General features: G+C 69.2%; 25 protein-coding genes. 13 read left to right on the plus strand and 12 right to left on the minus strand.

Annotated features, from left to right (window positions below; genetic code table 11):
* Nucleotides 1–23 precede the first annotated feature (23 nt).
* Complete coding sequence (locus AJAP_RS38425) at nucleotides 24–725, plus strand: HD domain-containing protein (RefSeq protein WP_038520747.1); 702 nt, start codon at nucleotides 24–26, stop codon at nucleotides 723–725.
* A gap of 4 nt (nucleotides 726–729) precedes the next feature.
* Here AJAP_RS38425 and AJAP_RS38430 read toward each other — a convergent pair whose 3' ends face one another.
* The 7 genes from AJAP_RS38430 to AJAP_RS38460 form a co-directional block, all read right to left on the minus strand.
* Nucleotides 730–1,326: a hypothetical protein gene (locus tag AJAP_RS38430; protein WP_038520750.1), complete on the minus strand. Its 597-nt coding sequence runs from the start codon at nucleotides 1,324–1,326 to the stop codon at nucleotides 730–732.
* A gap of 121 nt (nucleotides 1,327–1,447) precedes the next feature.
* On the minus strand, nucleotides 1,448–2,098 hold the full coding sequence (locus tag AJAP_RS38435; protein WP_038524701.1) for a class II aldolase/adducin family protein: 651 nt from the start codon (nucleotides 2,096–2,098) through the stop codon (nucleotides 1,448–1,450).
* Between the two features lie 2 nt (nucleotides 2,099–2,100).
* Complete coding sequence (locus AJAP_RS38440; protein ID WP_038520753.1) at nucleotides 2,101–3,549, minus strand: FGGY-family carbohydrate kinase; 1,449 nt, start codon at nucleotides 3,547–3,549, stop codon at nucleotides 2,101–2,103.
* Complete coding sequence (locus AJAP_RS38445) at nucleotides 3,546–4,580, minus strand: 2-hydroxyacid dehydrogenase (RefSeq protein ID WP_038520756.1); 1,035 nt, start codon at nucleotides 4,578–4,580, stop codon at nucleotides 3,546–3,548. Before AJAP_RS38445 ends, AJAP_RS38440 begins: the two co-directional genes overlap by 4 nt.
* A 37-nt stretch (nucleotides 4,581–4,617) precedes the next feature.
* A complete protein-coding gene (locus AJAP_RS38450; RefSeq protein ID WP_037335333.1) occupies nucleotides 4,618–5,073 on the minus strand; it encodes a ribose-5-phosphate isomerase in 456 nt (151 codons plus the stop codon).
* Nucleotides 5,074–6,759 carry a dihydroxyacetone kinase family protein gene (locus AJAP_RS38455; protein ID WP_038520759.1) on the minus strand — a complete coding sequence of 562 codons (1,686 nt, stop codon included), beginning with the start codon at nucleotides 6,757–6,759 and terminating at the stop codon, nucleotides 5,074–5,076.
* Nucleotides 6,756–7,442, minus strand: a complete 687-nt coding sequence (locus AJAP_RS38460; protein ID WP_037335327.1) for an HAD family hydrolase — start codon at nucleotides 7,440–7,442, stop codon at nucleotides 6,756–6,758. Before AJAP_RS38460 ends, AJAP_RS38455 begins: the two co-directional genes overlap by 4 nt.
* Before the next feature lie 77 nt (nucleotides 7,443–7,519).
* Between AJAP_RS38460 and AJAP_RS38465 the strand changes: the two genes are divergently transcribed.
* The 4 genes from AJAP_RS38465 to AJAP_RS38480 all read left to right on the plus strand — a co-directional run bounded on the left by AJAP_RS38465 (nucleotide 7,520) and on the right by AJAP_RS38480 (nucleotide 12,023).
* Complete coding sequence (locus AJAP_RS38465; protein WP_038520762.1) at nucleotides 7,520–8,146, plus strand: histidine phosphatase family protein; 627 nt, start codon at nucleotides 7,520–7,522, stop codon at nucleotides 8,144–8,146.
* Complete coding sequence (locus AJAP_RS38470; RefSeq protein WP_038520764.1) at nucleotides 8,143–8,937, plus strand: DeoR/GlpR family DNA-binding transcription regulator; 795 nt, start codon at nucleotides 8,143–8,145, stop codon at nucleotides 8,935–8,937. Before AJAP_RS38465 ends, AJAP_RS38470 begins: the two co-directional genes overlap by 4 nt.
* Nucleotides 8,938–9,252: 315 nt before the next feature.
* Entirely contained in the window at nucleotides 9,253–10,587 is a 1,335-nt protein-coding gene (locus tag AJAP_RS38475; RefSeq protein ID WP_038520767.1) for an MFS transporter, read from the plus strand.
* Nucleotides 10,584–12,023 (plus strand): FGGY-family carbohydrate kinase, encoded by a 1,440-nt coding sequence (locus AJAP_RS38480; RefSeq protein ID WP_038520770.1) that lies wholly within the window; start codon nucleotides 10,584–10,586, stop codon nucleotides 12,021–12,023. The genes AJAP_RS38475 and AJAP_RS38480 overlap by 4 nt, the downstream gene beginning before the upstream one ends.
* A 4-nt stretch (nucleotides 12,024–12,027) precedes the next feature.
* Here AJAP_RS38480 and AJAP_RS38485 read toward each other — a convergent pair whose 3' ends face one another.
* Nucleotides 12,028–12,987: a coiled-coil domain-containing protein gene (locus AJAP_RS38485; protein ID WP_038520773.1), complete on the minus strand. Its 960-nt coding sequence runs from the start codon at nucleotides 12,985–12,987 to the stop codon at nucleotides 12,028–12,030.
* A 123-nt stretch (nucleotides 12,988–13,110) separates the two neighbouring features.
* Between AJAP_RS38485 and AJAP_RS38490 the strand changes: the two genes are divergently transcribed.
* The 4 genes from AJAP_RS38490 to AJAP_RS38505 all read left to right on the plus strand — a co-directional run bounded on the left by AJAP_RS38490 (nucleotide 13,111) and on the right by AJAP_RS38505 (nucleotide 18,433).
* Entirely contained in the window at nucleotides 13,111–14,340 is a 1,230-nt protein-coding gene (locus tag AJAP_RS38490) for a DUF445 domain-containing protein (protein ID WP_037335314.1), read from the plus strand.
* Nucleotides 14,341–14,390: 50 nt separating this feature from the next.
* Nucleotides 14,391–15,617 carry a DUF445 domain-containing protein gene (locus AJAP_RS38495; protein WP_038520776.1) on the plus strand — a complete coding sequence of 409 codons (1,227 nt, stop codon included), beginning with the start codon at nucleotides 14,391–14,393 and terminating at the stop codon, nucleotides 15,615–15,617.
* A gap of 50 nt (nucleotides 15,618–15,667) precedes the next feature.
* Nucleotides 15,668–16,891 (plus strand): DUF445 domain-containing protein, encoded by a 1,224-nt coding sequence (locus tag AJAP_RS38500; protein WP_038520779.1) that lies wholly within the window; start codon nucleotides 15,668–15,670, stop codon nucleotides 16,889–16,891.
* Nucleotides 16,892–17,119: 228 nt separating this feature from the next.
* Nucleotides 17,120–18,433 (plus strand): alginate O-acetyltransferase AlgX-related protein, encoded by a 1,314-nt coding sequence (locus AJAP_RS38505; protein ID WP_038520782.1) that lies wholly within the window; start codon nucleotides 17,120–17,122, stop codon nucleotides 18,431–18,433.
* On the opposite strand, the gene AJAP_RS38510 is transcribed toward AJAP_RS38505, so the two are convergent.
* The 3 genes from AJAP_RS38510 to AJAP_RS38520 form a co-directional block, all read right to left on the minus strand.
* On the minus strand, nucleotides 18,430–19,311 hold the full coding sequence (locus tag AJAP_RS38510; RefSeq protein ID WP_038520784.1) for a metal ABC transporter permease: 882 nt from the start codon (nucleotides 19,309–19,311) through the stop codon (nucleotides 18,430–18,432). The two genes, AJAP_RS38505 and AJAP_RS38510, sit on opposite strands and share 4 nt — an antisense overlap.
* 175 nt (nucleotides 19,312–19,486) lie before the next feature.
* Entirely contained in the window at nucleotides 19,487–20,320 is an 834-nt protein-coding gene (locus AJAP_RS38515; protein ID WP_038520787.1) for a metal ABC transporter ATP-binding protein, read from the minus strand.
* On the minus strand, nucleotides 20,320–21,249 hold the full coding sequence (locus AJAP_RS38520) for a metal ABC transporter solute-binding protein, Zn/Mn family (protein WP_038520789.1): 930 nt from the start codon (nucleotides 21,247–21,249) through the stop codon (nucleotides 20,320–20,322). Before AJAP_RS38520 ends, AJAP_RS38515 begins: the two co-directional genes overlap by 1 nt.
* Nucleotides 21,250–21,449: 200 nt before the next feature.
* Here AJAP_RS38520 and AJAP_RS38525 point away from each other — a divergent pair, with 200 nt between their 5' ends.
* From AJAP_RS38525 to AJAP_RS38540, 4 genes are all read left to right on the plus strand, one after another.
* A complete protein-coding gene (locus tag AJAP_RS38525; protein WP_005165317.1) occupies nucleotides 21,450–22,550 on the plus strand; it encodes a LacI family DNA-binding transcriptional regulator in 1,101 nt (366 codons plus the stop codon).
* Between the two features lie 51 nt (nucleotides 22,551–22,601).
* On the plus strand, nucleotides 22,602–23,093 hold the full coding sequence (locus tag AJAP_RS38530) for a beta-class carbonic anhydrase (protein ID WP_037335294.1): 492 nt from the start codon (nucleotides 22,602–22,604) through the stop codon (nucleotides 23,091–23,093).
* An 18-nt stretch (nucleotides 23,094–23,111) separates the two neighbouring features.
* A complete protein-coding gene (locus AJAP_RS38535; protein ID WP_038520792.1) occupies nucleotides 23,112–23,987 on the plus strand; it encodes an HhH-GPD family protein in 876 nt (291 codons plus the stop codon).
* Between the two features lie 88 nt (nucleotides 23,988–24,075).
* Nucleotides 24,076–25,038: a peptidoglycan recognition protein family protein gene (locus AJAP_RS38540; RefSeq protein WP_148311635.1), complete on the plus strand. Its 963-nt coding sequence runs from the start codon at nucleotides 24,076–24,078 to the stop codon at nucleotides 25,036–25,038.
* Here AJAP_RS38540 and AJAP_RS38545 read toward each other — a convergent pair.
* On the minus strand, nucleotides 24,983–26,137 hold the full coding sequence (locus AJAP_RS38545) for an MFS transporter (protein WP_038520795.1): 1,155 nt from the start codon (nucleotides 26,135–26,137) through the stop codon (nucleotides 24,983–24,985). The genes AJAP_RS38540 and AJAP_RS38545 overlap by 56 nt on opposite strands.
* Nucleotides 26,138–26,199 lie beyond the last annotated feature (62 nt).

Below are 26,199 nucleotides of genomic sequence, written 5' to 3' on the forward strand. Positions count from 1 at the left end.
CCTGAACGGGATCGGAGAGGTGTATGCGCGCGCGAAAGAGCACGATTCCTTCCCACACCATTGACGCCGTCGAACAGCACGTCCGGAGACTGTGCTGGCGTTATGCGGACAAACTGCAGTTCCACGGCTGGCACCACGTGAGTTTCGTCCGGGCCAAGGCCGCGGGGTTCGCCGACCACAACGGCGCGGATCGCACCGTCGTCGAAGTGGCGGCACTGGTGCACGATGTGAACTACATCGTGCTCCGGAACTCCCCCGCGGCGGCCGGACGAGACCTCCGGATGGACATCCTGCGAGAATGCGGGGTCGAGGAGAACGTGGGCCGATGGATCGACGAGATCATCGACGAAGCCGAAATGGCCACCAGAGGCCGCCACATCTCGCTCGAAGCCCAGGCGTTGAGCGACGCCGACACCCTGTTCAAGGCGCTGCCGGTGACGCCCGTCGTCCTCGCCCACCGCTATCTGCGGGAGAACGGGTTGAGCCTCCGCGAACTGGCACACAAGATCGTCGGCGAACAACGCGACGTCCACGACAGTGGCTATTACTTCTACAACCCGAAAGCGGCGGAGAACTACTCCCGCTGGGCGTTGGCGAATCTCCAGTTGTGGCAGTGCATCAAGGAAGCCGTCGACGATCCGACGGTCGTCGAACTGCTCGACGCGGTGCACGCCGTGGACGCCGTGGACGCCACGGACTTCGAAGTCGAGCCCGCGGCGTCCTAGGACGTCAGTGAACGTGCCGGCGCCTCCGCCAGTACGCGAAGCAGACCGCTGCCAGCAAGGGGCCCCACAGCAGGAGCGGCACGTAGGTGAGTTCGAAGAACGCGAGTTGCCAGCCGTGCATGGCATTCGCGGGGTAGTCGGCCGGGAGCGGGTCGCCTTGGATGGTGAGCCCGGACATCCCGGTGACGAAGGCGGTGGTCCACAGGACGGTCAGGATCGTGGCGCCGAGGGCGGCGGGCAGGATCGCGGCGAGGGGCCGCACTCGGCGTCCGCCCAGCCACGGGATCCAGCGAGGGACGACCTCGCCCCAGGAGGCGATCAGTCCGATGGCGGTGAAGGCCAGCAGTTCGGAGACGACGGACAGGCCGACGATGTACACCGGCCCCGGCAACCACGACGGGAGCTGGCCCGAGCCGTGCGTGGCGTCGTCACCGATGTGGAAGACGACGGTCATGATCCGCCACAGACCGGAGGGCAGCACGACGAAGGGAATGGCGTAGGCGGCGATCCGGGCCCACCGAGGGACTCCCGGCACGGGGGCGTGCGCGTTGTGCCAGGCGGCGCGCAGCCGCCCGGGCGCGGTGGGGTGGTGGACAGTCATGCGTGCTCCTCGGACCATCGGATGCCGATCACTTGATCGGTTCCCACGATCACAGCCGCTGCTGCCCGTTGGCGTCCCTCGCCGGTTTGAACCCGGTCCGTCGCTTGGGGGAAGGTGTGGCCTAGCGCTGGCCGTAGCCGCGGAGCTTCTCCACGACGTGCTCGATCTCGTCGGGCGGGAGCAGGTTCGGCGTTCCGGCCGCCCGGGCCGTCAGCCATACCTGGCAGACCCACTCGAGCTGTTGCGCGCGGCTGTACGCCGAGCCGAGGCTGTCGCCGAAGGTGGTGGTGCCGTGGTTCGCCAGCAGACAGCCCCGACGGCCGTCCAGCGCCTCCAGCATGGCTTTGGCGAGTTCTTCGGTGCCGTACGTCGCGTAGGCGGCGACGCGGGCTGTCGGACCGATCGCGGCGAGCATGTAGTGGATCGGCGGCACCTCGGTGACGAGGGTGGAGACCGCCGTCGCGTGCACGGAATGCGTGTGCACCACCGCGGAGATCGGCTTGCCGTCCGGATCCGTCGCCTGCCGGTACACCGTGAGGTGCATCGGGAGCTCGCTGGTCGGCTTGAGCGTGCCTTCGACGATCTCACCGTCCAGGCCGACCACCGGGATGTCTTCCGGCCGCAGCCCGGCGTAGTCGACCCCGGTCGGGGTCACGGCGACCAGCTCGCCCTGCCTCGCGGAGACGTTGCCGGAGGTACCGACCACGAGCCCGTCCGCGGTCATCCGGCGCGCGAACTCGCAGACCGCCAGGCGTTCTTTGGCCAGGATCACCGTCACAACCTCCAAAGTCCGCGGGCCGCGGCCAGTGAGGCCTGATAGTCGGCATAGCCCTGCTCGTAGAACCCTACGTTCTCGGGCCGGACCTCGACGACGCGCGCGCTCTCCGCCCAGAGTTCCCGGTCGACCGGCTCGCCGAGGGCGTCCGCCGCGACGATCACCGCGCCTCGCGCGCCCACCCCGGGATCGCCGGGGATCACGATGGGCCGTCCGAGAACGTCGGCGAAGATCCGGGTCCATTCGAGCGACCGGACCCCGCCGCCGCACGCGTACAACGTGCCGGTGAGCCCTGCCGCCTCGAAGCACTGCCTTGCCGCGTAAGCGATCGACTCGCACAGCGCCCGGACGATGTCCCCACGCTCGCTCTCCAGGCTCAGCCCGGAGAACTGGGCCCGCGCCGACGCGTCGACGAACGGCGCCCGCTCACCGGACGCGGAGAGGAACGGAAGCGCGCGGACCCCGCCAGCCCCGGGCTCGCTCGTGTCGAGCAGCGAGCCGATCTCCTCGACCTCGATTCCGAACAGGCGGCACATCCAGTCGATCCCCGCCGTGCCGACCATCGCCGGCATCGCCCGCAGGAACTGGCCTTCTTCCTGCGTGCAGAGGAACATCCCGGCGGGCTCGCCTTCCGGATCGAACTCCGCCGAGTCCGTCAGGACCTGGCAGGCGAGAGTGGTGCCGGCGGTGAGGATGCCGTCGCCCGGCCGTCGTACACCGGCGCCGATGGCACTCGCGGGCAGGTCGAACGGCCCCGCGGTGACGGGCAGCCCGACCGGAAGCCCGAGCAGTCCGGCGCCGCGTTCGTCCAAGCGGAACACGGTCTTCGGCGCCGCCGGCTCCGCGAACAGGTTCCGGCGGTGGGAGAGACCGACGGCGGCGATGGCGTCTTCGTCGTACCGCCGGGTGGCCGGGTCGAGGAACGGCAGCGAAGCGTCCGACGCGTCGACCGTGATCTCGCCCGTCAGCCGCTGGAGTACCGCGTCGACGCAGTAACCCGCCACCGCCGCCCTGTCCAGCGACTCCGGTTCATGAGTGTCCAAAAAGGACATGATGGCCGCGGCGCAACCGGGGAACATTCCCGACGCGGTACGGCGGAACACCTCCCTGGCCACTCCGCCTGCCTGCCACTGGGCGAGCAACGAGTTCGCCCGGCCGTCGAGCCACGAGATCGCCGGGCGCACGGCCTCGCCGGATTCGTCGCGCAGCCACAGCCCGTCGCCCTGACCGGTGAGGGCCAGTGCGGTGACCGGACCGTCGAGCTTGGCGGCGACCTCGCGCACCACCGTCGCCACGGTGCCCAGCACCTGATCGAGATCCTGTTCGACCAACCCGCCCGGCAGGTGGTGCACCTCGGACGTGGTGCACGCGCTCGCCACGGACATCCCGGCCTTGTCGAAGACGACCGCCTTGGTCAGTGACGTGCCGATGTCGACGCCGATGATCATGGCCGCAGGACCTCGGGGTTCGCCAGATTCGCGAGCGCCTCCCCGCGCGCGTACCGGCCGACTTCGGCGGCGACGATGCTCGCCGCCCGCTCCGCCGTCTGCTTGCTGGTCCCGGCGAGATGCGGCGTCGCGATCACGTTCGGCGCGTCGCGCAACGCCCAGTCCGCGGGCGGGGGCTCGACGTCGTACACGTCGAGCGCGAGCGCGCCGAGCCGTCCCGAGCGCAGGGCTTCCGGCAGCGGGGAGTAGTCCAGCAAGCCGCCGCGCGCGGTGTTGACCAGCACGGCGCCTTCCGGCAGCAACGCGAGTTTGGCGGCGTCGATCAGGTGCCGGGTCTCCTCGGTGAGCCGGGCGTGCAGGCTCACCACGAAACTGCGGCGCAGCAGGTCGTCCAGTTCGACGAGCTCCGCCCCGTCCGCACTGATCCGGGCCGGGTCGGCGAACGGGTCCGAGACCAGCACCTTCGCACCGAACGCGACGAGCACCTTGGCCACCCGCGCACCGATCGCGCCGTACCCCACCAGGCCGACGGTGGTCCCGTCGAGTTCGAGACCGGTCTGGTCGTAGGCGTAGTAGTCGCCGCGCCAGGTGCCGCCCAGCAGTTCGGCCGAGGACGTCGAGATCCGGCGCATCGCGGCCAGGATCATCCCCACCGCGAATTCGGCGGCGGCACCGGCGTTACGGCCGGGCGCGTACGTCACCGCGACGCCCGCTTCGGTGGCCGCCGCGAGATCGACGTTGACCGGGCCGCCCCGGCACACCGACACGAGCTTGAGCCCGGGTGCGGCCGCGAACACCTGCTTGGTGAAGGGCGCCATCTGGGTCACCGCGACCTCGGCTCCGGCCAAGGCCTCGATCACCTGCTCCTCGGTGCCGCTGGCCTCGTGGACGTTCGCGACCGGGCCGAACGGCTCCACCGGCCACGGCAGGGTCAGTTCCGAGAATTCGTGCCCGGCGCCGACCTCGGCACGGACGGCGTCGGCCAGCAGGCCGGTGCCGACGAAATGGTCTCCCGCAGCGAGTATCCGCAACTCTGCGTCCTCTCTCCGTGCCCGTGTCGGGCCGCGTTCAGTGAGCTTGCTCGTATTCGGTGATGTGCGCGACCTTGCTCGCGCTGGCCGATGCCGGGTCGAAGCGATGGCCGACCCATTCGGCGACGATCTTCTTCGCCAGCTCCGGACCGATCGCCCGGGCGCCGAAGGTGATCACCTGGCAGTCGTTCGATTTGACCGAACGCTCGGCGGAGTACGAGTCGTGCGCGACCGTGGCCCGGACACCGGGGACCTTGTTCGCCGAGATCGCCATGCCGATCCCGGTCCCGCAGACCAGGACGCCGCGATCCGCCTCGCCCCGCGCGATGGTCTCCGCCGCCGCCAGGCCGAGCAGTGGGTACGCCTTGTCGTCGGACCCGTCGGCCACGCCGAGGTCGGTGACCTCGTCCACCCGGTCGTCGGCGAGGAGCAGGTCACGCAGCTGGTCCTTGAGTGCCACCCCGGCGTTGTCCGCCGCCACCACGATCCGCATTCAGTCTTCCTTTCCGAGAGCCTGGCCGACCGCGGTGACGAGCAGCGCGAACGAAGTGGCCCCGGGATCGGGGTGCCCTTCGCTGCGCCGCGCCAATCGCGCCGCCCGGCCTTTGACGGGCAGCAGGTCCGCCGTGGCCTCGGCCGCGCTCACCGCGACCTGGGCCGCCTTCTGCCAGGCCTGCGGGACGTCGGCGCCCGCCTCGGCCTGTTCGCGCAACGCCAGCCGGAACGGCTCGATGGCGTCGAGCATGGTCTTCTCGCCGGGCTCGGCCTTGCCCAGTTCGACGAACGCCTTCACCGCGCCGTCCACCGCGCCGGCGAGTGTTCCCGTGGTGACCTCTTCGGCCGCCAGGCCACGCAGTCCCGCGCCGGTCTCGGCGAGCAGGACGCCGTACAGCGCGCCGGACGCCCCGCCCGCCGCGTCGGCGAACGCCGTCCCGGCGGCCAGGAGCGCGGTGGACAGCGAGTCTCCGTCGCGCCGGGCGGCGGAGACCGCGGCCCGCATGCCCCTGGTCATCCCCAGTCCGTGGTCGCCGTCGGCCGCGACCGCGTCCAACCGGCCGAGTTCGGCTTCGTTGGCCTCGATATCGCGCAGGGCCACGGTCAGCGCGCGATCCACGATGCCCTGCCCCGGCTCGGCCTCCGCCAGCAGAGCGTCCACTGTGGACTCCAGCGGCACCTGTGCCAGCGCGGCGCCGGTGCTCCGGTAGCCAGGCGTGTCGCAGGGGGCCGCGTACAGCTCGGCGAGTTCGTCGTCGAGCACCAGGATCGACAGCGAGACACCCGCCATGTCGAGCGAAGTCACGAACTCGCCGACCTCGGTGTGCGACGGGCTGAGCCCCGCCGCGGCGAGCCGCTCGTGCACCCGGGTGTAGGTCGCGAACATCTCCTCGTATTTGGTGCGGCCCAGCCCGTTCAGCAGGACCACCACGCGTCCGTCGCCGTCGGGCAGCTCCGGGAGGAGACCGTCGACCAGTTCGTCGGCCAGCTCCCGTGCGCTCAGCCTGCCGACCGTGCGGACGCCGGGCTCGCCGTGGATGCCGAGCCCCAGCTCCATCTCGCTCTCGCCGACGGTGAACAGCGGAGCGGACGCGCCGGGCAGCGTGCACCCGCCGAACGCCACGCCGAACGTCCGGGTGTTCGCGTTCGCCTTCTCCGCCATCGCGTGCACGGCGGCCAGATCGTCACCGCGTTCGGCGGCGGCGCCCGCGATCTTGAAGACCAGGAAGTCGCCCGCGACACCGCGACGCCTTTCCGGCGCGTCGGCCGGACCGCTGGCGATGTCGTCGGTGACCAGGATCGTCCTGCTCTCGATGCCCTCCGCGGCCAGCCTGCGCGCGGCGAGCCCGAAATGCAGCACGTCGCCCTGGTAGTTGCCGTAACCGAAGAGCACGCCTGCCCCGCTCTCCGCGGCCCGCGCGGTGCGATAGACCTGCTCGGCGCTCGGACTGGTGAACACGTCGCCCACCACGGCTCCGTCGGCCAGACCGGGACCGACCAGCCCGGCGAACGCGGGATAGTGCCCGCAGCCGCCGCCGATCACCACCGCGACCTTGGGTGCGGATTCTTCCCGGCGCAGCACGCCATAGGCGCCGGGAACCTTGCGCACCGAACGCCCGTAGGCCGTGACGAACCCGTCCAGCCAGTCGCGTTTGAACGTCTCCGCGGCGCCCAGGACCGTCATCGCCCGCTCGCTTCCGCGAATTCACCGGACAGGTACGCGAGCAGCTTGCGGCGCACGTCGTCGTTGTTCTCCGCGACTTCGGCGGCCAGCTCCAGCGCGTCCGGCTTCGGCGGGTACACCGGATTCGGCAACGCGATCACGGTGAGCCCGGCCGCGGCGGCGGCGCGGATGCCGTTGCTGGAGTCTTCGACGCCGAGGCATTCCTCACCGGACCGGCCGAGCCTGGCCGCCGCTTCGAGATAGACGTCCGGGCTCGGTTTGCCCCTGGCGACCTCGGCGCTGGAGACGGTCGCGGCGAACTCGCCGGTGAGCCCGTGCTTGGAGAGCACCGCGTCGATCACCCGGCGGGCGGCCGACGACGCCAGCGCGACCGGCACCTTCGCGCTCACCTCGCGGACCATCTCCCCTGCGCCGGGCAGGAGGGGCGCTTCGCCCGCCTCGATCGCGGCGATCATGCCGTCGACCACGGCACGCTCGACCTCGGCCGCGCTTTCCGGGGTGCCGGACCGCTTCGCGAGATACGCGGCCCATTCGGGCGCGCTCATCCCCTGCACGGACGCGGTGTCCTCGGCGGTCCATTCGGTGCGGTGCCGGGCGGCGTACGCCACCCAGTTCTCCTCCCAAAGGTGTTCACTGTCGACGAGGACACCGTCCAGGTCGAACACCACCGCGGCGAGTGCCATCCGGCATCTCCTTTCACATCGATGCTGTTAAGTTAACATCGATGATGTGATCTGAACAAGCCCCGAGGAGGGATCGCGTGGTCGCACGGTTGTTATTGGCACGGCACGGCCAAACGGAATGGCATGCCGAGAACCGGTACGCGGGCAGCAGTGACGTCGCGCTGACCGAGGAAGGGCTCCGGCAGGCGGACGAGCTCGCCGGCTTCGCCGCGGCGGCCAAGCCGTCCGCCGTGTTCTGCTCGCCGCAGAGCCGGGCACGGCGCACCGCGGAGCCGTCCGCCAAGGCCCTGGACCTGCCTTTGCGGGTGGTCGACGAGCTGCACGAAGTCCACTTCGGACTGATGGAGGGGCGCACCAGGGCCGAGCTGGCGGAGACGGATCCCGCTGCGGTGGCAAGGTTTCTCGCCGATCCCGTGAGCGGCGCGTTCCCCGGTTCGGAGCCGCCCGCCGACGCGGCCGCCCGCGGAGCCGGCGCCTTGCGCGGGATCGCCGCCGAGGCGCCGGGCGAGACGGTGCTGGTCGTCGCGCACAACACCTTGATCAGGCTGACGTTGTGCGCGCTGCTCGGCATCCCGCTCGAGAACTACCGCACCGTGTTCCCGCGGCTGGACAACGCGGCCGTCACGGAGATCGAGATCGACGGCACGCGCACCGGCCTGCTGCGCCTCAATCAGCCCGCCCGCACGCGATACTGGACGACATGAGCGATGAGAAGACGGCCGGTGCGAGCGCGCACTCTCGTAACACGCGTCAGCAGCTGATCACCGAACACGTCTTCACAACCGGTTCCGCGAGCATCGCCGAACTGGTGGAACTCACCGGCGTCAGCACCATGACGGTGCACCGCGACGTCGACGAACTGGCGCGGCGCGGCCTGCTCCGGAAGTACCGGGGTGGCGTGTCGGCCATGCCGTCGACGGTGTTCGAAAGCAACGCCGACTACCGGATGAACGTGCATTCGGAAGAGAAGATGGCCATCGCCGCGCACGCGCTCGCGCGCGTCGAGCCGGGGATGTCGATCCTGCTCGACGACTCGACGAGCGCGCTCGCGCTGGCGAAGATGCTTCACCGCGTCACCCCGCTGACCGTCGCGACGAACTACCTCGGCGCCATCGAACTGCTCAAAGGCGTTCCCGACCTGCGGCTCATCTGCATCGGCGGCGACTACTCCGCGACCCACGACTCGTTCCTCGGCATGCAGAGCCTGGAGGCGATCGAGCGGATCAACGTCGACGCGACCTTCGTTTCGACCTCGGCGATGAACACGCGGATGACGTTCCATCAGGAACCGGAGATCGTGATGCTGAAGCGCGCGATGCTGGCCAGCGCCCGGACGAAGGTGCTGCTGATGGACCACAGCAAGACCGAACGCGCGGCGCTGCACCGGCTGGCGCCGTTGAGCGACTTCGACGTGCTGATCGTCGACGACGGAGTGGAAGAGCACCTGGTCGAGGAGATGCGGAGCCAGGTGGAAGTGGACCTCGCGGAACTCTGAGGCGTACGCCTGCCGAGACCTGAAGTACGTGAAGGCCCCCTTCATTGCGTCTAGCGCAGTGAAGGGGGCCTTCACGTACTTCAGAGGCTGGCGGATGACCCAGGCACTCATGGACCGAAGGCGCCGTTGCGAAAGCCACTTTCGCAACGTTGAAGGTTGCGAAAGTGGCTTTCGCAACGCGTCTTCACCCGGTCACTCACGCCGCAGGACCGAGCCGGGCGCGCGAGGCTAACACGAAAATCCACCGATGTAACATCTTGAAAGTTAAGTTAACACGATCCATGATACGCTGAACACGACGTCATGGAGGCGTGCATGAACCAGGTAACACCGCCGTTATCGCGATCCGGGAGCGGGTTCGCCCGCCTACTGAACCGTTGGGGCCTGCCCGCCCCGCTGTTCCTCGGCTACGCCGGGCTGCTGCTGTTCATGATCGGCGACGGGGTCGAGTCGGGCTTCATCGCGCCGTTCATGGCGGACAACGGCGCGGGCACCGAGATCAAGGCTTCGTACGTGATCACCGTGTACGGCGTCGCCGTGATGCTGGCGTCGTGGTTGTCGGGCGCGCTGTCGGATCTGTGGGGCCCGCGTCGCGTGATGATGATCGGTCTGGCCATCTGGCTGGTGTTCGACGTGCTGTTCCTCGCGGTCGCGGTATCGGGTGAGAACTACCCGTTGATGCTGGTGTTCTACGGTCTGCGCGGGTTCGGCTATCCGATGTTCGCGTTCGGTTTCCTGGTCTGGATCACCGCGGTGGCGCCGGTCGCCAGGCTCGGCGCGGCGGTGGGCTGGTTCTACTTCGCCTTCACCGGCGGGCTTCCGACGCTGGGCGCGTTGGTCGCGAGCTTCACGAACCCGGTGCTGGGCCAGTACGGGACGCTTTGGGTGTCGGTGGCGCTCCTCGCGCTCGGCGGTCTGCTCGCGATCTTCGGTGTCCGGCAACGGACCGGGTACACCCGGCTCGCGCCGCCGGACGTGAAACCGGTGCAGAGCCTCGTTTCCAGCGTGTCGATCGCGTGGAAGAAGCCCCGCGTCGGCGTCGGGATGCTCGTCCGCGTCATCAACACCGCGCCCGAATTCGGGATGCTGGTGTTCTTCCCGACGATCTTCATCGAGGAGATCGGGTTCGGGGAGAGCCGGTGGCTCCTCCTGGTCTCGGTCATCTACGGCACGAACATCTTCTTCAACCTGATCTTCGGCGTGCTGAGCGACCGGATCGGCTGGCGCACCACGATCTTCTGGTTCGGCGCGATCGGCTGCGCCGTCTCGATCCTGTTGCTCTACTTCGTCCCGATCGCCATGGGCGCCGAGTACTACTGGCTCGCGCTGCTCGTCGGCGCGCTGTACGGCGCCACGCTCGCCGGATTCGTGCCGATCTCGGCACTGCTCCCCTCGCTCGCCCCGGAGAACAAGGGCGGCGCGATGGCCCTGCTGAACCTGGGCGCGGGCGCGGCGGCGTTCGTCGGGCCGGCGATCGTCAGCGTGTTCCTCGGCCCGCTGGGCGCGGCCGGCGTGGTGATCGTCTTCGCCGCGCTGTATCTGGTCGCGGCGGTCATGGTGCGCTACCTGAAGCTGCCCGATGAGACGGCGAAGGCGATCGAAGAGGACAAAAGTCTGCAAGAAGTCGGAGAGAAGGTCGTCACCACGTGAACCAACCCGTCACGATCGGCATCGACGTCGCCACCGCGGGGGTCCGAGCCCTCGCGGTGCGCGGCGGCACCGTCCTCGCTTCGGCCGCCGGGCCGCTGCCCGCGCCGGTCCGCGACGGCCGCGGACACAGCGAGCAGGACGCCCGGTCCTGGTGGCCGGCGGTGAAGACGGTGCTGGCGAAGGTCACCGGCGAGCTGCCGGGCAGGGGCGGCGAGGTCGCCGCGGTGGCCATCGCCGCGACGTCGGGGACGATCGTCGGGGTCGACGCGTCCGGTGAGCCGGTCACGCCCGCGCTGATGTACGACGACAGGCGGGGTGCGGAACTCAACCGCGAGGCCACCGCGCTCGGCGCGGATCGCTGGCGGCGGCTCGGTTTCGGCGTGTCCGCCACGGCCGCGCTCGGCCGGATCGCCTGGCTGGCCGGGCACGTCCCCGACGTCGCCGGGATCCGCCACACCCCCGATCTGATCGCCGCGGAGCTCACCGGCGGGCCGGTGGCGGCCGACTGGTCGCATGCTTTGAAAAGCGGCTACGACCCGCTCGCCCTCGAGTGGCCCGCCGAGGTCTTCGAGGCGTTGGGCGTGCCGGCGAGCCTGCTCCCTTCGGTGGTCGCGCCGGCCACCGTGCTGGGCGAGGTGGCCCGTCCGGTCGCCGGACTCCCGGCGGGCTGCCCGGTCGTGGCCGGGATGACCGACGGTTGCGCGGGCCAGCTCGCGGCCGGCGCGGTCGCTCCCGGGAGTTTCGTCGGAATCCTCGGCACGACGTACGTGCTCAAGGGAGTCACCGAAGAGCTGGTGCCGGATCCGACGGGGGCGATGTACAGCCACCGTCACCCGGACGGCTGGTGGCTGCCCGGTGGCGCGTCGAACACCGGCGGCGAGGCCGTCGCCGGGCAGGATCACCTTCCCGAACTCGACGCGGCGGCGGCCGAGCTGGGTCCGGCGAAGGTGGTCGCGTATCCGTTGCGGCGCAAGGGCGAACGCTTTCCGTTCGCCAGCCCGGACGCGGAGGGCTTCGTGTCGGGCCAAGCGGACGAGGTAGAGCTGCACCGGGCCAGGCTGGAGGGGGTCGCCTTCCTCGAGCGGCTGGCGTTGGACCACTTGCGCCGCCTCGGCGTCACGGTCACCGATCCGCTGCTGGCGGCGGGCGGCGGCAGCAGAAGTCCTTTGTGGACACGGATCAGGGCGACCGTCACCGGCCTCGGCCTGCGGGTGTCGCCACAGGCGGAAACGGGTTACGGCGCCGCGCTGCTCGCCGCGGCGGGAGTCCTGCCGGGCGGGCTCACCGAGGCGTCCGAAGGGCTCAGCGGGGGAACGCTGGTCGAGCCCGACGAGCGCGAAAGTGCCGCGCTCGCCGAGTCGTACCAGCGATTCTGCGCCGAGCTGCACACCAGGGGCTGGATCGACGACGAGCTGTTCGCCGTCGTCCGGCGTTAAGCGATCAGGAAGGGCGTGGGCCGTTGGATTTGGTGGGAGCGGGCTTCGGCGCGGCCTCCGGCTTGGGTGCCTCGGCGGCATCAGGGGCGGGAGCCAGCAGCCGGATGGCCTCCTGGACGGCGACGTCCGTGGCGGAGAGCCGATCGGCGACCTTCGACCGGAGTTCCAGCGCGAGCTTCCGGGCCTGCTGGGCTTCGGCCTGCTGGGTCTTCGCGTCGGTGAGGGCCTCCGCGACCTGCTCCTGCTTCGCGGCGATGTCCTCCGCCGAAGACTTCTCCGACTTGGCGATCTTCTCCGCGGAGATCCGCTCGGCCTCGGCACGCTTGGCCGCCGACACCTGATCGGCTTCCGCGATCTTGTCCGCGGACGCCTTCTCGGCCTCCGCGCGGCGAGCCGCCGAAGCCTCCTCGGCCTTCTTGTCCGCGGCGGCGCGGGCCCGGACGCTCTCCATGTCCAGTTCCTTGCGCTTCTGCGCCGCCTCGGAGTTCAGCCGCTCGATCTCCGCCTTGGCGTCGGCGAGCAGCTTTTCCCGCTCGGCCTGCGCGTCCTTGGCCGCCTTCTCGATCGCGCGCTGCGTCTCGTGGGCGTACTTGTCCGCTTCGGCCCGGGTCGACTTGGCATCGGCTTCCGCGGCGGCCTTGAGGTCGGCGATCTCCTCCTCGGCGAGCTGCATCATCATGCGGACGCGTTCGGCCATCGCGCCGGCGCCGGACGGGCTCGAACTCATCCGCACGAGGGCGGCCTTGGTCTCGTCCAGTTCCTTCTGGGCGTGGCCGAGTGCCTTGGTGAGTTCACCGGCGGTCGCCACGGCCTCGTCGCGGCTGCGTGAGGTCTGCTTGAGTTCGGTCGCCAGTTCGGCGAGGTGCTCGTCGACCTGACGCTTGTCATAGCCGCGGACAGAGCCCGCGAACGGGGACGATTTCGCTGAGGGCGCCTGAGGCGCCGTCTTCTCAGGAGCGACCATGGCGGCCACCTTAATGAGCTGGCACCCGTCGGGCAGTACCGCCAAACGGCTGCACTCGGCGTGCGGTGGACCGATCACATGGCATCCTGCATTGTTGACAGGTCGTAAGCAGCGGAGGCCCGGTTGGACATCTCGGCGATCCTCGAAGACATCCGCGAGCATTGGCACGTCTACGCCACGATGCCCTTCATCGCCGCGCTCATCGGGTACATCACGAAACGCGTCGCCATCGAGATGATGTTCCGGCCGCTGGAGTTCGTCGGGATCAAACCGTTCCTCGGCTGGCAGGGGGTCATCCCGGCCAACTCGCGCCGGATGGCGACCACCGCCGTCGACCTGCTGACCAAGAACCTCGTCGATCCGCAGGAGATCTTCTCCCGGCTCGATCCCGAGGAAATGGTCAAGGAACTCGAAGAGCCGCTCCTCAAGGCCGTCGAGGACGTCACCCGCGAGGTGATGGAGCAGTACCAGCCCAGACTGTGGGAACTGCTGCCGACCCGGGCGCAGCGCATGCTGGTCGACCAGGTCCGCGCGCAGGCGCCGAAGGTCGTAGCGCGGCTGATGCGCGAGGTGTCGACGAACATCGACGAGGTCCTCGACGTCAACGAGATGCTGATCAACTCGATGGTCCGCGACAAATCGCTGACCTGCCGCCTGATCAAGGAGGTCGCGACCCCGGAGCTCCGCTTCATCGCCCGGTCCGGCATCTGGTTCGGCTTCGTCATCGGCCTGATCCAGTTCGTCGCGTGGGCGTTGACGAAACAGCCGCTGATCATGCCGATCTTCGGTTTCGTCACCGGGTTCGTCACCGACTGGCTGGCGCTGAAGATGATCTTCTACCCGCGTGAGCCGCGCCGGTTCCTGTTCTTCAGCTGGCAGGGCATGTTCCAGAAACGCCGCCAGGCGGTCGCCAAGGACTACGGCGCGCTGATCGCCGACGAGGTCCTCACCGTGCGGAACGTGATGGAGGCCGTGCTCACCGGGCCTAAATCGGACAAGCTGTTCGCGATGATCACCCGCGAGGTGCAACGGACCATCGACGCGCAGGCGAGCATCGCGAAACCGTTGGTGGCGCTGACCGTCGGCGGGGTCCAGTACCAGGAGATGAAGAAGGCCGCGGCGGAAAAGGCGATCGCGTATCTCCCCGAAACGGTGAAACACGTGGAGAGCTACGCCACTGACGCGCTCGACGTCCGCAACACCATCGTCACGAAGATGCAGCAGCTGACCCCGCTCGAGTTCGAGGGGATCCTCCGTCCCGCCTTCCAGCAGGACGAATGGAAGCTGATCGCGGTCGGCGCGGTGATCGGCGGGCTCGTGGGTGAACTTCAGGTCCTGTTACTCCTCCATTGAGGACCGGCGGCTAGGTTGCCCTTCAAGCAAGACGCGGGAGGGGCTCGGAAGTGGACGCCGTCATCGCCGATCTCGGCGAGCACTGGCCGGTGTACGTCACCATGCCGTTCGTCGCCGCGCTGATCGGCTACGTCACCAAACGCGTCGCCATCGAGATGATGTTCAAACCGGTGGAATTCGTCGGCGTCAAACCGTTCCTCGGCTGGCAGGGAGTGCTGCCGGCGAACGCGGAGCGGATGGCGGCCACCGCCACCGAGATGCTGACGAACAACCTCGTCGACCCGAAGGAGATCTTCGCCAGGCTAGACCCGGCCCAGGTGGCGAAGGAGATCGAGCAACCGCTCCTGCGGATCGTCGAGGACGTCACCCGCGAGGTGATGGAGCAGTACCAGCCCAGACTTTGGGAAGTACTGCCGAACACCGCCCAGCAACTACTGCTCAAACGCGTGCAGGCCGAGGCGCCGCGCGCGATCACGAAGATCATGGGCGAGATCTCGGAGAACATCGAGGACGTCCTCGACCTCAAGCACATGGTCGTGACGAACCTGGTGCGCGACAAGGCCTTGCTGAACCGGCTGATCCGCGACATCTCACGGCCGGAGATGCGGTTCATCGCGCGGTCGGGGATCGTTTTCGGGTTCTCCCTCGGCTGTGTGCAGCTGCTGGTGTGGGCGCTGACGAAGTCGCCGATCGTGCTGCCGCTGTTCGGTATCGGCATCGGCTGGTTCACCGACTGGATCGCCCTGAAGATGATCTTCCTGCCGCGCGAGCCGAAACGGTTCTTCGGTTTCTACACCTGGCAAGGCGTGTTCCAGAAGCGCAAGGACCAGGTCTCCGCCGACTACGGCGACATGATCGCGCGCGAGATCATCACCATCCCGAACCTGCTCGAAGCCGTGCTGAGCGGGCCGAAATCGGACAAGCTGTTCGCGATGATCACCCGCGAGGTACAGCGGACCATCGACGCGCAGGCGAGTGTTGTGAAGCCGTTCGTCGCGATGGCCGTCGGGAGCAGGCGGTTCCAGGAGATGAAGCAGACAGCGGCCGCGAAGGCCGCGGCGCGGATCCCGGAGACGATCCGCCACGCCGAAAGCTACGCGGTCAACGCGCTCGACGTCCGGAACACCATTGTGGACAGAATGCGGCGGCTGAACCCGCTCGAATTCGAGCAGCTGCTGCGCCCGGCGTTCCGGCAGGACGAGTGGAAACTGATCGCCGTCGGCGCGGTGATCGGCGGCCTTGTCGGTGAACTTCAGGTGCTTCTACTGCTTCACTGAAGGCCAACCGATACGGTTTCCCCCTTCCCTGAGCGAAGCGAGGAGGTCGTGTGGACGCCGTCCTGGACGACCTCGCCCGGCACTGGTGGCTGTACGCCGCGATCCCGTTCGTCGCCGCGCTGATCGGCTACGTCACCAAACGCGTCGCCATCGAGATGATGTTCAAACCGCTCGAGTTCGTCGGGATCAAACCCTTCCTCGGCTGGCAGGGCGTGGTGCCCAAACACGGCGGGCGGATGGCCGCCGTCGCGACCGAGTTGCTGACGTCGAATCTGCTGGACGTCAAGGAGGTCTTCCGCCGGATCGATCCGGCGATCATCACGCGCGAGATCGAGCAGCCGTTGCTGCGGGCCGTGGACGAGGTCGCGCGCGAAGTGCTCGAAAAGCACCATCCCAGGCTCTGGGAGGTCATGCCGACGATGGCGCAGGAACTGCTGATCAAGCAGGTCCAGGCGTCGACGCCACGGCTGGTGCGCGAGTTCATGGAGGAGATGACCGAGAACCTCGACGAGGTGCTCGACTTCCAGCACATGACCGTGCAGCGGCTCACCAGGGACAAGAAGCTGCTCGTCCGGCTGATCCGCGAGACGTCGCGGCCGGAGATGGCGTTCATCGCGCGCACCGGGATCTACTTCGGCTTCGGGCTCGGCATCGTGCAGGCGTTCGTCTGGGCGCTGACGAAGGAGCCGTGGGTGCTGCCGATCTTCGGTGGCTGCATCGGGCTGTTCACCGACTGGCTGGCGATCAAGCTGATCTTCGTGCCGCGCGAGCCGGTGCGGGTCGGGCGGGTGATCCTGCAGGGCAAGTTCCAGCGGCGGCGGGCCGAGGTCGCGCATCAGTACGGCGAGATGATCGCGAACGAGATCCTCACCGTGCCGAACCTGCTCGACGCCGTGCTGCGCGGGCCGCGGTCGGATCGGCTGTACGCGCTGGTCGAGCGGCTGGTGGCGCACGCCGTGGACGAGCAGGCGAGTGTCGCGAAACCGATGGTCGTGATGGCCGTCGGCGGGCAACGGCTGCAGGAGATCAAGCAGGCGGCCGCGCGGAAGGCGCTGGAGCGACTGCCGCCGACGATCCGGTACGCCGAGGGCTACCTGACCGAGGCGATGGACGTCGCGAAGATCGTCGAACGGCGGATGCTCGGGCTGACGCCGCTGGAGTTCGAGGGGTTGCTGAGGCCCGCGTTCCGGCAGGACGAGTGGAAGCTGATCGCGGTGGGTGGGCTCATCGGCTTCCTGGTCGGTGAACTGCAGGTCCTGCTGATGCTGCACTGACCTGCGTTTAGCGGGCTAAACGCGATCCGGGGGAGGCGCGAGGGGTGTGGGACCGCCGGGGGCTCGATGTCCCCAATGCGGCATTGGGGACGCTCAGTGTCTCCAATGCCACATTGGGGACATCGCTCCCGGAGCGGGCGGATCGCGTTTAGCGGGCTAAACGCGATCCGGGGCGCGGAAGTGAGGCGTTCTCACATGCGGGAGACACGGGGTGATTACGGTGGAGGGGTGGCGTCCGAACCCCAGCAGCTGCCAGCCGTCCACGAGGCGTGGCTTCCGCGCGAGCACGCGTTGCACCGTCCCCGCCACGGCGGCAGGCAGCTGACCGCGCTGATCAGCGCGCTTCTGTTCTTCACCACCCCCGCGCTGCTGTGGGTGTTCGGCGTCCGGCCGGGCGAGATCGAGAACCACAAGCTCGCGAGCTTCCCCGGGCTGGACCGGGGCTGGGGTTTCTTCACCGACATGCCGACCTGGGCGATCGACCAGCTGTCGTTCCGGCCGGGCGCGATCGCCGCCGCCGACGCGATCAGCCGCGGCGTCTTCGGCGAGAGCGCCCCGCTCGACCAGCAGCCACCGCGGCAGCAGGCGGGCCCGATCCCCGCGCCGCCGGCACCGGCGCCGTCCAAGACCGCGCCGACCCAGGGGCCGACGCCGAACGCCGCGTCCGGTTACCGCCGTGTCGTGCAGGGCCGCGACGGCTGGCTGTACTACGGCTACGACGCCGACGCGAAATGCGATCCGTCCCGTCCGCTGCCCGAGACCATCGCCAAGATCAACGAGCTGCGGCGCGCGGTCGAGCAGTCCGGGCGCAGGTTCGAGCTCGTCATCGCGCCGGACAAGTCGACGATGGTGCCGCAGTTCCTGCCGGACACCTACCCCGGCAAGGACTGTTCGCGGTCGGCCGAGGCGTCCGCCTGGCACCGGATGCTCAAGGACGCGCGCGCGATCGACCTGCGGCCCGAACTCCGCGCGTCCGAGGGCCGCGTGCAGCATCCGATCTACCCGCCGAACGACACCCACTGGGCCGATGAGGGCGCACTGGTCATGACGCGCGCCATCGCGAACGCGATCAAGCCGGGGGTCACGCAGACCTGGGTCAGCGTTCCCGTCGGCCAGTACGACACCGTCGCCGATCTGCCGCCGCTGATCAACAAGCAGGGCACGAAGACGAACACGCTGTACAGCCTCCGCCCGGACGGCGTCGCCGAACGCGCGGGCGAGCCGAACGGCGACATCGACCGGCCCATCTATCGCACGGCCAGCCCTTTGATCGGGACCGTGGACGACAAGGTCCTGATCTACGGCGACTCGTTCACGAAGGCGTCTTCGCGATATCTCTCGGGCGCGTTCACGAACCTGACGATGCTGGCGCACTTCACTCAGAAGACGTCGCAGGCCGAGGCCGTGGACGCGTTCGTGAACGCGAACGTCGTGGTCGTCGAGGCCGTGGAGCGCAGCGTGGCCGGCGGTCAGCTCGCCTTCATCGACCCGAATTTCCTCGAACCGCTGAAGAAGGCGCTCGCCGAGAATCCGATCCGCTAGCGCAGGGCGGGCTGCGCCGTCGCCGTCGGCTCGACGCGGACCCGCGACGTACGTCCGCGCAGCCACGCGACGAGACGGCAGACCAGGTAGATCACGAACGAGATCGTCGTGACGAACGCGCTCACCGGCTTCCCCGGCGCGAGCGAGAGGATGATCCCGCCGAGCGCGGCGATCTCCGCGAACACGATCGACAGCACGGTCGCCTTCCACGGGCTCGCCGTGACCCGCGCGGCCGCCGCGGCCGGGGTCACCATCAGCGAGACGACCAGCAGCGCGCCGACGATCTGCACGCCGAGCGCGCTCGAGATCCCGACCAGCACCGCGAAGATCAGCGACAGCAGCCGCACCGGCACGCCGCGCGCCGTCGCGACCGCCGGGTCGACCGTGGCGAACAGCAGCGGCCGGTAGATCACCGCGAGCACCACCAGCACCACGACCGACGCGCCGACGAGCAGGTTCAGATTGGTCGAGTCGATGGTGATGATCTGCCCGACGAGGATGCCGAACTTGTTGGCGCTGCGGCCTTCGTAGAACGACAGCAGCAGGACGCCCATGCCGAGGCCGAAGGCGAGGATCACGCCGATCACGGAGTCGCGTTCGGATTCGCGGCCGCCGAGGATCCCGATCAGCAGGGCGGCGATGACCGCGCCCGCGAGGCCGCCGAGTTCGACGCCGACGCCCAGCAGCAGCGCGCCCGCCGCGCCGGTGAAGGCGAGTTCGGCGGTGCCGTGCACGGCGAACGACATCCGCCGCATGACCACCAGCGGGCCGAGCACGCCGGCCACCAGGCCGAGGACGGCGGCCGCGAGCAGCGCCGTCTGCACGAAGTCGAGGCCGAGGAGTTCGCCGGTCAGGGCGAAGTCGAACATCTTGTCCACGGCGTTTATCCGAGAACCCGCGACCGCGATCGCGTCGCCAGGGCGCGAGTTCGCGTCATCGAGCGCGTTGATTCACCAAGACGCCCTGCCTCCCCGATCGCGGGGCCTCCGGCCAGGGCGGGTTCTGCGTGTGGTCCAGGCCGCACGAATGACCTCACTTCGTCTACCACTTCCGCTACGAAACCTGTTCGTCGATGTGGTGGGGTTCGTCCTCGCACAACGCGCTCTGCGCCCCGGCGACGTGGATCTGCCCGCCGACCTTGAGCACCTCGATCCGCGTCCCGTACAGCTCGGACAGCGTCTCCGAGTTCATCACCTCGTCCGGCTTGCCGACCCGGAACTGGCCGTTCACCAGATAGAGCACCCTGTCCACATAGGACAGGATCGGGTTGATCTCGTGGGTGACGAACAGGACGGCCGTTTCCGCCGAACGCCGACGCTCGTCGATCAGCTCGCTGACCGCGCGCTGGTGCGCGAGGTCGAGGGAGAGCAGCGGCTCGTCGCAAAGAAGGACTTCGGGGTCGCCGACCAGCGACTGCGCGACGCGGAGCCGCTGCTGCTCGCCGCCGGAAAGCCGCCCGACCGGCTGCTTCGCGTACGCCTGGGCGCCGACGGACTCGATCGCCTTCGCCACCAGCTGACGCCGCTTCGAGATCCCGAAGAGCCCGGTGCCCCACCGGTGCCCGTCCAGGCCGAGGCCGACCAGGTCCACCCCGCGCATCGTCAGGCCCTCGTCGAGGGCGCGCTGCTGCGGGATGTAGCCGATCCGCCGGTTCGTCCCGCCGGGGCGCCGCCCCGCGATCTCGACCGTGCCCTCGGGCAGCCCCTGCTGACCGAGCAGCACCTTGAGCAGGCTGCTCTTCCCGGAGCCGTTGGGCCCGAGGATCGCGAGGAACTCGCCGGGCTCGACGTCGAGGTCGAGCCCGGACCAGAGGGTCCTGGTGCCGAACGCGAGGCTCGCCCCGCGGACACGGACCGCGGGGCGGGCTTCGGCGGGTACGGAGGTCACTACTTCAGTGCTCCGGCCAGCGCGTCCACTTCCTTGGTCATCCATGCAATGTAGTCGGTCACACCCTGCGGGAGCGTTTCGGTGACGTCGACGACCGCGATGCCGGCGTTCTTGGCGTCGCCGACGACCTGCTGGGTGACCGGGGTGGTGGTCTGCGCGTTGTTGATCAGGGCCTTGACCTGCTTGCCGGAGATCAGCTGCTTGACCTCGTTGAGCGCGGCGGCGGGCACGTCCTGCTCCGCTTCCACGGCCTCGGCGAAGGCGGGCGGAGTCGCGTCGGTGACCTTCGCGCTGTCGAGCAGGTAGTGCGCGACGGGCTCGGTCGCGACGACCTTGGCGTTCGAGGCGCCCAGGCCCGAGACCTTCTTCAGCAGTTCCTGGGTCTTGCCCTTGAACGCGGTCGCGTTGGCGGTGAAGGCGTCCTTCGAGGCGGGCTGGATCTCCCCGAGCTTCGCGGCGACCTGGTCGGCGATCTTCTCGACACCCGGGAGGCTGTACCAGACGTGCTCGTTCTCGTTGCCGGTCGCGGCGATGTCGACGGCGACCAGCTTCTGCGCGCCGGTGGCCTGGTCGGCGAGCTTCGAGAAGAACTCGTCGTAGCCGCCGCCGTTGGACAGCGTCAGCTTCGCGTTCTTCGCGGCGATGGCGTCGCTCGCGGTGGTCTCGTAGGAGTGCGGGTCGGCCGACGGGTCGTGGATGATCGAGGTGACCTCGACCTTGTCGCCGCCGACGGCGGTCACGACGCTGCCCCAGACGTCGGTCGAGGCGACGACCTTGATCTTCTCGCCACCCGGGTTCGCGGCGGACGCGTTCGGCGAACCGGAGCCCGTCGACGCCTTGTCGCTCGACGCGCAAGCCGTCGCGCCGAGCGCGAGGATGGCCAGGGCCGACACGGCCGCGAAAACACTCTTAGTACGGCGGGAATTCATTTACTGCACTCCTGCGGATGCCCAGGCCAGGTGTCCCCAATGCCGGGTAATGGAAACCGTTGTCAGATTCAACTGTACCCCATCCGGATGACCATGTTCCCCGTCCAGGCACGAGCTGTACCCAGGGTCACTCTGAATCGAGACCTGCCACACGTCGGGTGATGCTTCTGCAAAACGTTCTGAACCGTTACGGTTTGCGGATGGGCCGTCCTATCCGCACCAGGAGGCAGGCGACACTGGCGTCGTTGGCCGCAGAGCTCGGTGTGTCGAGGACCACCGTCTCCAACGCCTACAACCGACCCGACCAGCTGTCCCCTGAGCTGCGCCGCCGCGTCCTCGAGACCGCGCGCCGCCTCGGCTACCCGGGCCCGGACCCGGTGGCCCGTTCACTGCGGACGCGCAAAGCCGGCGCTGTCGGTCTTTTGCTCACCGAAAACCTGTCCTACGCCTTCCGCGACCCCGCCGCCGTCGGCGTGCTCGAGGGGCTCGCGCTGGCCTGCGAAGACGCGGGCGTCGGCCTGCACCTGGTCCCGGCGAGCCCGGGCCGGGAAGATGTCGCGGCCGTGCACCGCGCCGGCGTCGACGGCTTCGTCGTCTACTCGGTACCCGACGACGACCCGCATCTGGGCGCCGTGCTGGAGCGCCCGGTGCCGACGGTGATCGTCGACCAGCCGCGCGTGGACGGCGTCGACCGGGTCGGCCCGGACGACGCGGCCGCGGTCACCGCCATGGCCGAGCACCTCATCTCGCTGGGACACCGGCAGATCGGCGTGCTGTGCATGCGGCTGGCCCGCGAGCGCAACGACGATTTCGTCTCCATCCAGCGGCAGAGCGCCGCCCACTTCCACGTCCAGCGGATCCGGCTGGAGGCGCTGGCCGCCGCGTTCTCGGCGGCCGGGGTCGACTGGGCGACCGTGCCGGTGGTCGAGCGCTTCGACCACACCGTGGACGACGGCGCGTCGGCCGCGCGCCAGCTGCTCGACGCGTATCCGCAGGTCACAGCCGTGATCTGCACCTCGGACATCCTCGCCCTCGGCGCGCTGGCCGAGGCGGAGCGCCGCGGGCTGCGGGTGCCGCAGGATCTGACGGTCACCGGCTTCGACGGCATCACCGAGGCCGAGCGTTCCGGGCTCACCACGGTCCACCAGCCGGTGTTGGAAAAGGGCAAGGCGGCGGGCAAGCTGCTGCTCAGCTCCGCCGACCGGGTCGGGCCCAAGGTGATCACGCTGCAGACGGAACTCCGGGTCGGGCGCACGTCCGCGCCGCCGCGAACGGCCGAAGAACGCTGGTTCGGGCCGTGATCTGCGTCCGCACGCGTTGCCGTCGCCCCGCGCGTCGGTTCCAATGAACACGTGACCTCAATCGACGTACTGCTCAAGCGAAACCAGGAGCTGGGTGATGTCACTCCTGGTGACCGCTCGTCTCCGAGGCCATCGCTCCACGTGACGATCCTGACCTGCATGGACGCCCGTATCCGGGTGTTCGAGATCTTCGGCCTGATCCAGGGTGAAGCGCACATCCTGCGCAACGCGGGCGGCGTCGTCACCGACGACATGATCCGCTCGCTCGCGCTCAGCCAGCGGAAGCTCGGCACGCGCGAGGTGCTGATCGTGCAGCACACCGACTGCGGCCTGTCCATGGTCACCGAAGACGACTTCAAGGACGAACTCGAAGCCGCCAGCGGGCTGCGCCCGACGTGGTCGGTCGAGGCGTTCCGGGTGGTGGAGGACAGCGTGCGCCGGTCGGTGCAGCGGGTCCGGCGCAGCGACTTCCTGGCGCATACCGACAACGTGCGCGGGTTCGTCTACGACGTGAAGCTGGGCCGCCTGACCGAGGTCGAGTAAGGGTTTTAAGCTGGCCCAGTGGGCGTCGACGCGGATGTGCTGACCGACTGGTTCGACGAAGTGGGGCGCGACCTGCCCTGGCGTGAGCCGGAATGCTCCGCCTGGGGCGTGCTCGTCAGCGAGATCATGCTGCAGCAGACCCCGGTCGCGCGCGTCCAGCCGATCTGGCTCGAATGGATGGCGCGCTGGCCGGTGCCGTCGGCGCTGGCGGCGTCGTCACAGGGCGAGGTCGTGCGTGCCTGGGGCAAACTCGGCTACCCGCGGCGCGCGCTGCGGCTGCACGCCGCGGCGGCCGTCATCGCCGCCGAACACGGCGACGTCGTTCCGTCCGATGTGGACACTCTGCTCGCGTTGCCGGGGATCGGCGCGTACACCGCCCGCGCGGTCGCGGCCTTCGCCTACGGCAAACGCGCGCCGGTGGTGGACACGAACGTCCGGCGCGTGGTCGCCAGGGCGGTGCACGGCGCGGGTGACGCCGGGCCGCCGTCGAACACCCGCGACATGGCCGACGTCGAGGCGCTGCTCCCGCCGGAGGACGCGCCCGCCGCGAAACTCTCGGCGGCACTGATGGAACTCGGCGCGCTCGTCTGCACGGCGCGCTCGCCGCGCTGCGCGGACTGCCCGATCTACGAAGACTGCGCGTGGCAGCGCGCGGGCAAACCCGCTTACGCCGGGCCCGCGAAGCAGATCCAGAAGTTCGCCGGCACCGACCGTCAGGTGCGCGGACTACTGCTCGACGTCCTGCGCGGCAGCGAAGGACCGGTCGAGAAGGCGCGGCTCGATCTCGTGTGGGACGAATCCGGGCAGCGCGACCGTTGCCTCGACTCCCTGCTCGTCGACGGCCTCCTCGAACAGACCCAGGACGGTCTGTTCGCACTCCCTGGCGAACACTAACGCATTACGACAAAAGTTGGTCAATGGTTGTCATCGGCGCGATGGCGGGTTAGTTTTCCGGCCAACGCGCATGATGGGAGTTACGCCCGTGGCCGACTTCGACCGACGTACCGCGCTCAAGGGCGGCCTGACGGTAAGCGCCGTCGGGCTACTGGGGACAGCGACGATTTCCGCCGCCGATGCGGCGTCTGGGGTGGCAGAACCCAAGATTCACGACACGACGGCCTGGAACGCCCGCCCGCCGGCCGGGGCGATCGAGGTGCAGAACCACAAACCGACGTACATCGTCGTGCACCACACGGTCGATCCGGGGAACGTCACCGACTACACGCTCGAACACGCCTTCTGGGCGTCGCGTTCGATCCAGAATTTCCATATGGACACCCGTGGCTGGATCGACACCGGCCAGCAGTTCACGAACAGCCGCGGCGGGCACATCACCGAAGGGCGGCACCGCAGCCTGGAGATCCTGCGTGGCGGGACCCGGCACGTGCTGGGCGCGAACGTGGGCAACAACAACAGCACCTGCATCGGCATCGAGAACGAGGGCCTCTACAGCAAAGAGGACGTCACGCCCGCGCTCTGGGACTCGCTGGTGAAGCTGGTCGCGTACATCGCGTCGCAGTACGGGATCTCGCCGGAGTTCATCAAGGGACACCGGGACTTCAACTCGACCGAATGCCCGGGAACCGTGCTGTACAACCGGCTTCCCGAGCTGCGCACGGAGGTCGGCAAGCTGCTGGGCACCGCGTCGCCCAAGGTGGACCTGCCGGAGTGGCCGCTGCTCAAACCCGGCGACTCCGGACCTCGCGTGCGGACGGCGCAGGAACTCCTGCGGGCACGCGGTTTCGCCGTCCCGGTCGACGGCCTGTTCGGACAGTCCACAAAGGACGCGGTCGCCGCGGTGGCGGCCCGCAACGGGCTGGAGCGCGATACCTGCGGTGCGACGGCGGCGACCGACGAGACCGGGTTCCTCGGCTCCGACGTCTGGCCGCTCATCGTCGGCTCCGGCACCGATCCGCGGGCGCTGAAGGCACGACTCGCCGGCTGACCAGGAGCGGCGCGAGGATCAGCACGGCCGCGCACCACGGGAGCGACGACGTTCCCAGTGGCAGCAGCAGCCCGCCGACGAGGGCTCCCCCGGCGACGGCGCCGTTCCAGGCCGCGATCGTGAGCGACTGGGCGGCGTCGGCCGTGGGGCCCGCGAGCAAGGCGGTGACGGCCTGGAACGCGGTCGGCGCGCCGCCGAATCCGAGGCCCCACAAGGCCGCAGCGGCAAGCACGAGCCCGTGGACGCCGTCGCTGACCCCCAGCAGAACGATGGCGGCGGCCGTCACGGCGGAGCACGACACGAGCACCGCGCGCGGACGGCTGTCGAGCGCGGAGCCGGCCGCGACCAGCCCGCCCACCGTGGCGCAGCCGAACACCAGCAGCACCGCGCCCAGCATCGGTGCCGCGTCGAGCCCGGCGAGCACCGGACCGATGTAGGTGTAGGCCACGTTGTGCCCCAACGAGAACAGCGCCACCGTCGCCAGTACGGGACGCATCCCTGGCAGCCTCGACGCGGCCAGCGGCCGGGTGGGCCGCGACGCTTCCGGGGGCACGGCGGGGACCACGGCGGAAACCCAGGCCAGCAACGGCACGGAGATCAGCGCCATCGCGGCGAAAGCCCAGCGCCAGTCGGCGAATTCACCGAGCGCGGTACCGGCGGGCACGCCCAGCGCGAAGCCGATCGGCGTGCCCGACATCGCGACGGCCAGTGCGCGCCCGGTGAGTCCCGGCGGGGCGAGCCGCATCGCGTAACCCGCGACGAGCGACCACATCACCCCGGTCAGCGCACCGGAAACCACCCGTGTCGCGAGGATCAGCGGGTACGACGAGGACACCGCGATCACCAGATTCGTCGCCAGGAAGCCGAAGATCAGCGCCAGGAGCAAGCGTTTGCGCGGCACCCGGAGGGTCGCGCCCGTGAGCGGGATGGCGGTGACCGCGGTCGTGATCGCGTAGACCGTCACCAGCTGCCCGGTGGCCGACGGCGAGACGCCCAGGTCCTCGGACATGCCCAGCAGCAGTCCGGCCGGGAGCACTTCGGTGAGGCAGCCGAGGAACACCGTGGTCGTCAGCGCGAGCAGCGCCGGGAGGGGCAGCATGCCTCGACGATCTCTTCCGCTGGGTGACGCGGATAGTCCCTGGCGGGTATGCCGCGCGGTTA

Origin of the sequence: Amycolatopsis japonica, from assembly GCF_000732925.1 — a bacterium.
Taxonomy (GTDB): Bacteria; Actinomycetota; Actinomycetes; order Mycobacteriales; family Pseudonocardiaceae; genus Amycolatopsis; species Amycolatopsis japonica.

Excerpts from the sequence above, each read along its gene's own strand:
- AJAP_RS38470 (WP_038520764.1), top strand. The coding sequence starts at position 8,143 with ATGAGCGATGAGAAGACGGCCGGTGCGAGCGCGCACTCTCGTAACACG.
- AJAP_RS38425 (WP_038520747.1), top strand. The coding sequence starts at position 24 with ATGCGCGCGCGAAAGAGCACGATTCCTTCCCACACCATTGACGCCGTC.
- AJAP_RS38440 (WP_038520753.1), bottom strand. The coding sequence starts at position 3,549 with ATGATCATCGGCGTCGACATCGGCACGTCACTGACCAAGGCGGTCGTC.
- AJAP_RS38475 (WP_038520767.1), top strand. The coding sequence starts at position 9,253 with ATGAACCAGGTAACACCGCCGTTATCGCGATCCGGGAGCGGGTTCGCC.
- AJAP_RS38430 (WP_038520750.1), bottom strand. The coding sequence starts at position 1,326 with ATGACTGTCCACCACCCCACCGCGCCCGGGCGGCTGCGCGCCGCCTGG.
- AJAP_RS38525 (WP_005165317.1), top strand. The coding sequence starts at position 21,450 with ATGGGCCGTCCTATCCGCACCAGGAGGCAGGCGACACTGGCGTCGTTG.
- AJAP_RS38545 (WP_038520795.1), bottom strand. The coding sequence starts at position 26,137 with ATGCTGCCCCTCCCGGCGCTGCTCGCGCTGACGACCACGGTGTTCCTC.
- AJAP_RS38455 (WP_038520759.1), bottom strand. The coding sequence starts at position 6,759 with ATGACGGTCCTGGGCGCCGCGGAGACGTTCAAACGCGACTGGCTGGAC.
- AJAP_RS38485 (WP_038520773.1), bottom strand. The coding sequence starts at position 12,987 with ATGGTCGCTCCTGAGAAGACGGCGCCTCAGGCGCCCTCAGCGAAATCG.
- AJAP_RS38520 (WP_038520789.1), bottom strand. The coding sequence starts at position 21,249 with ATGAATTCCCGCCGTACTAAGAGTGTTTTCGCGGCCGTGTCGGCCCTG.
- AJAP_RS38450 (WP_037335333.1), bottom strand. The coding sequence starts at position 5,073 with ATGCGGATCGTGGTGGCGGCGGACAACGCCGGGGTGGCACTCAAGGAC.
- AJAP_RS38460 (WP_037335327.1), bottom strand. The coding sequence starts at position 7,442 with ATGGCACTCGCCGCGGTGGTGTTCGACCTGGACGGTGTCCTCGTCGAC.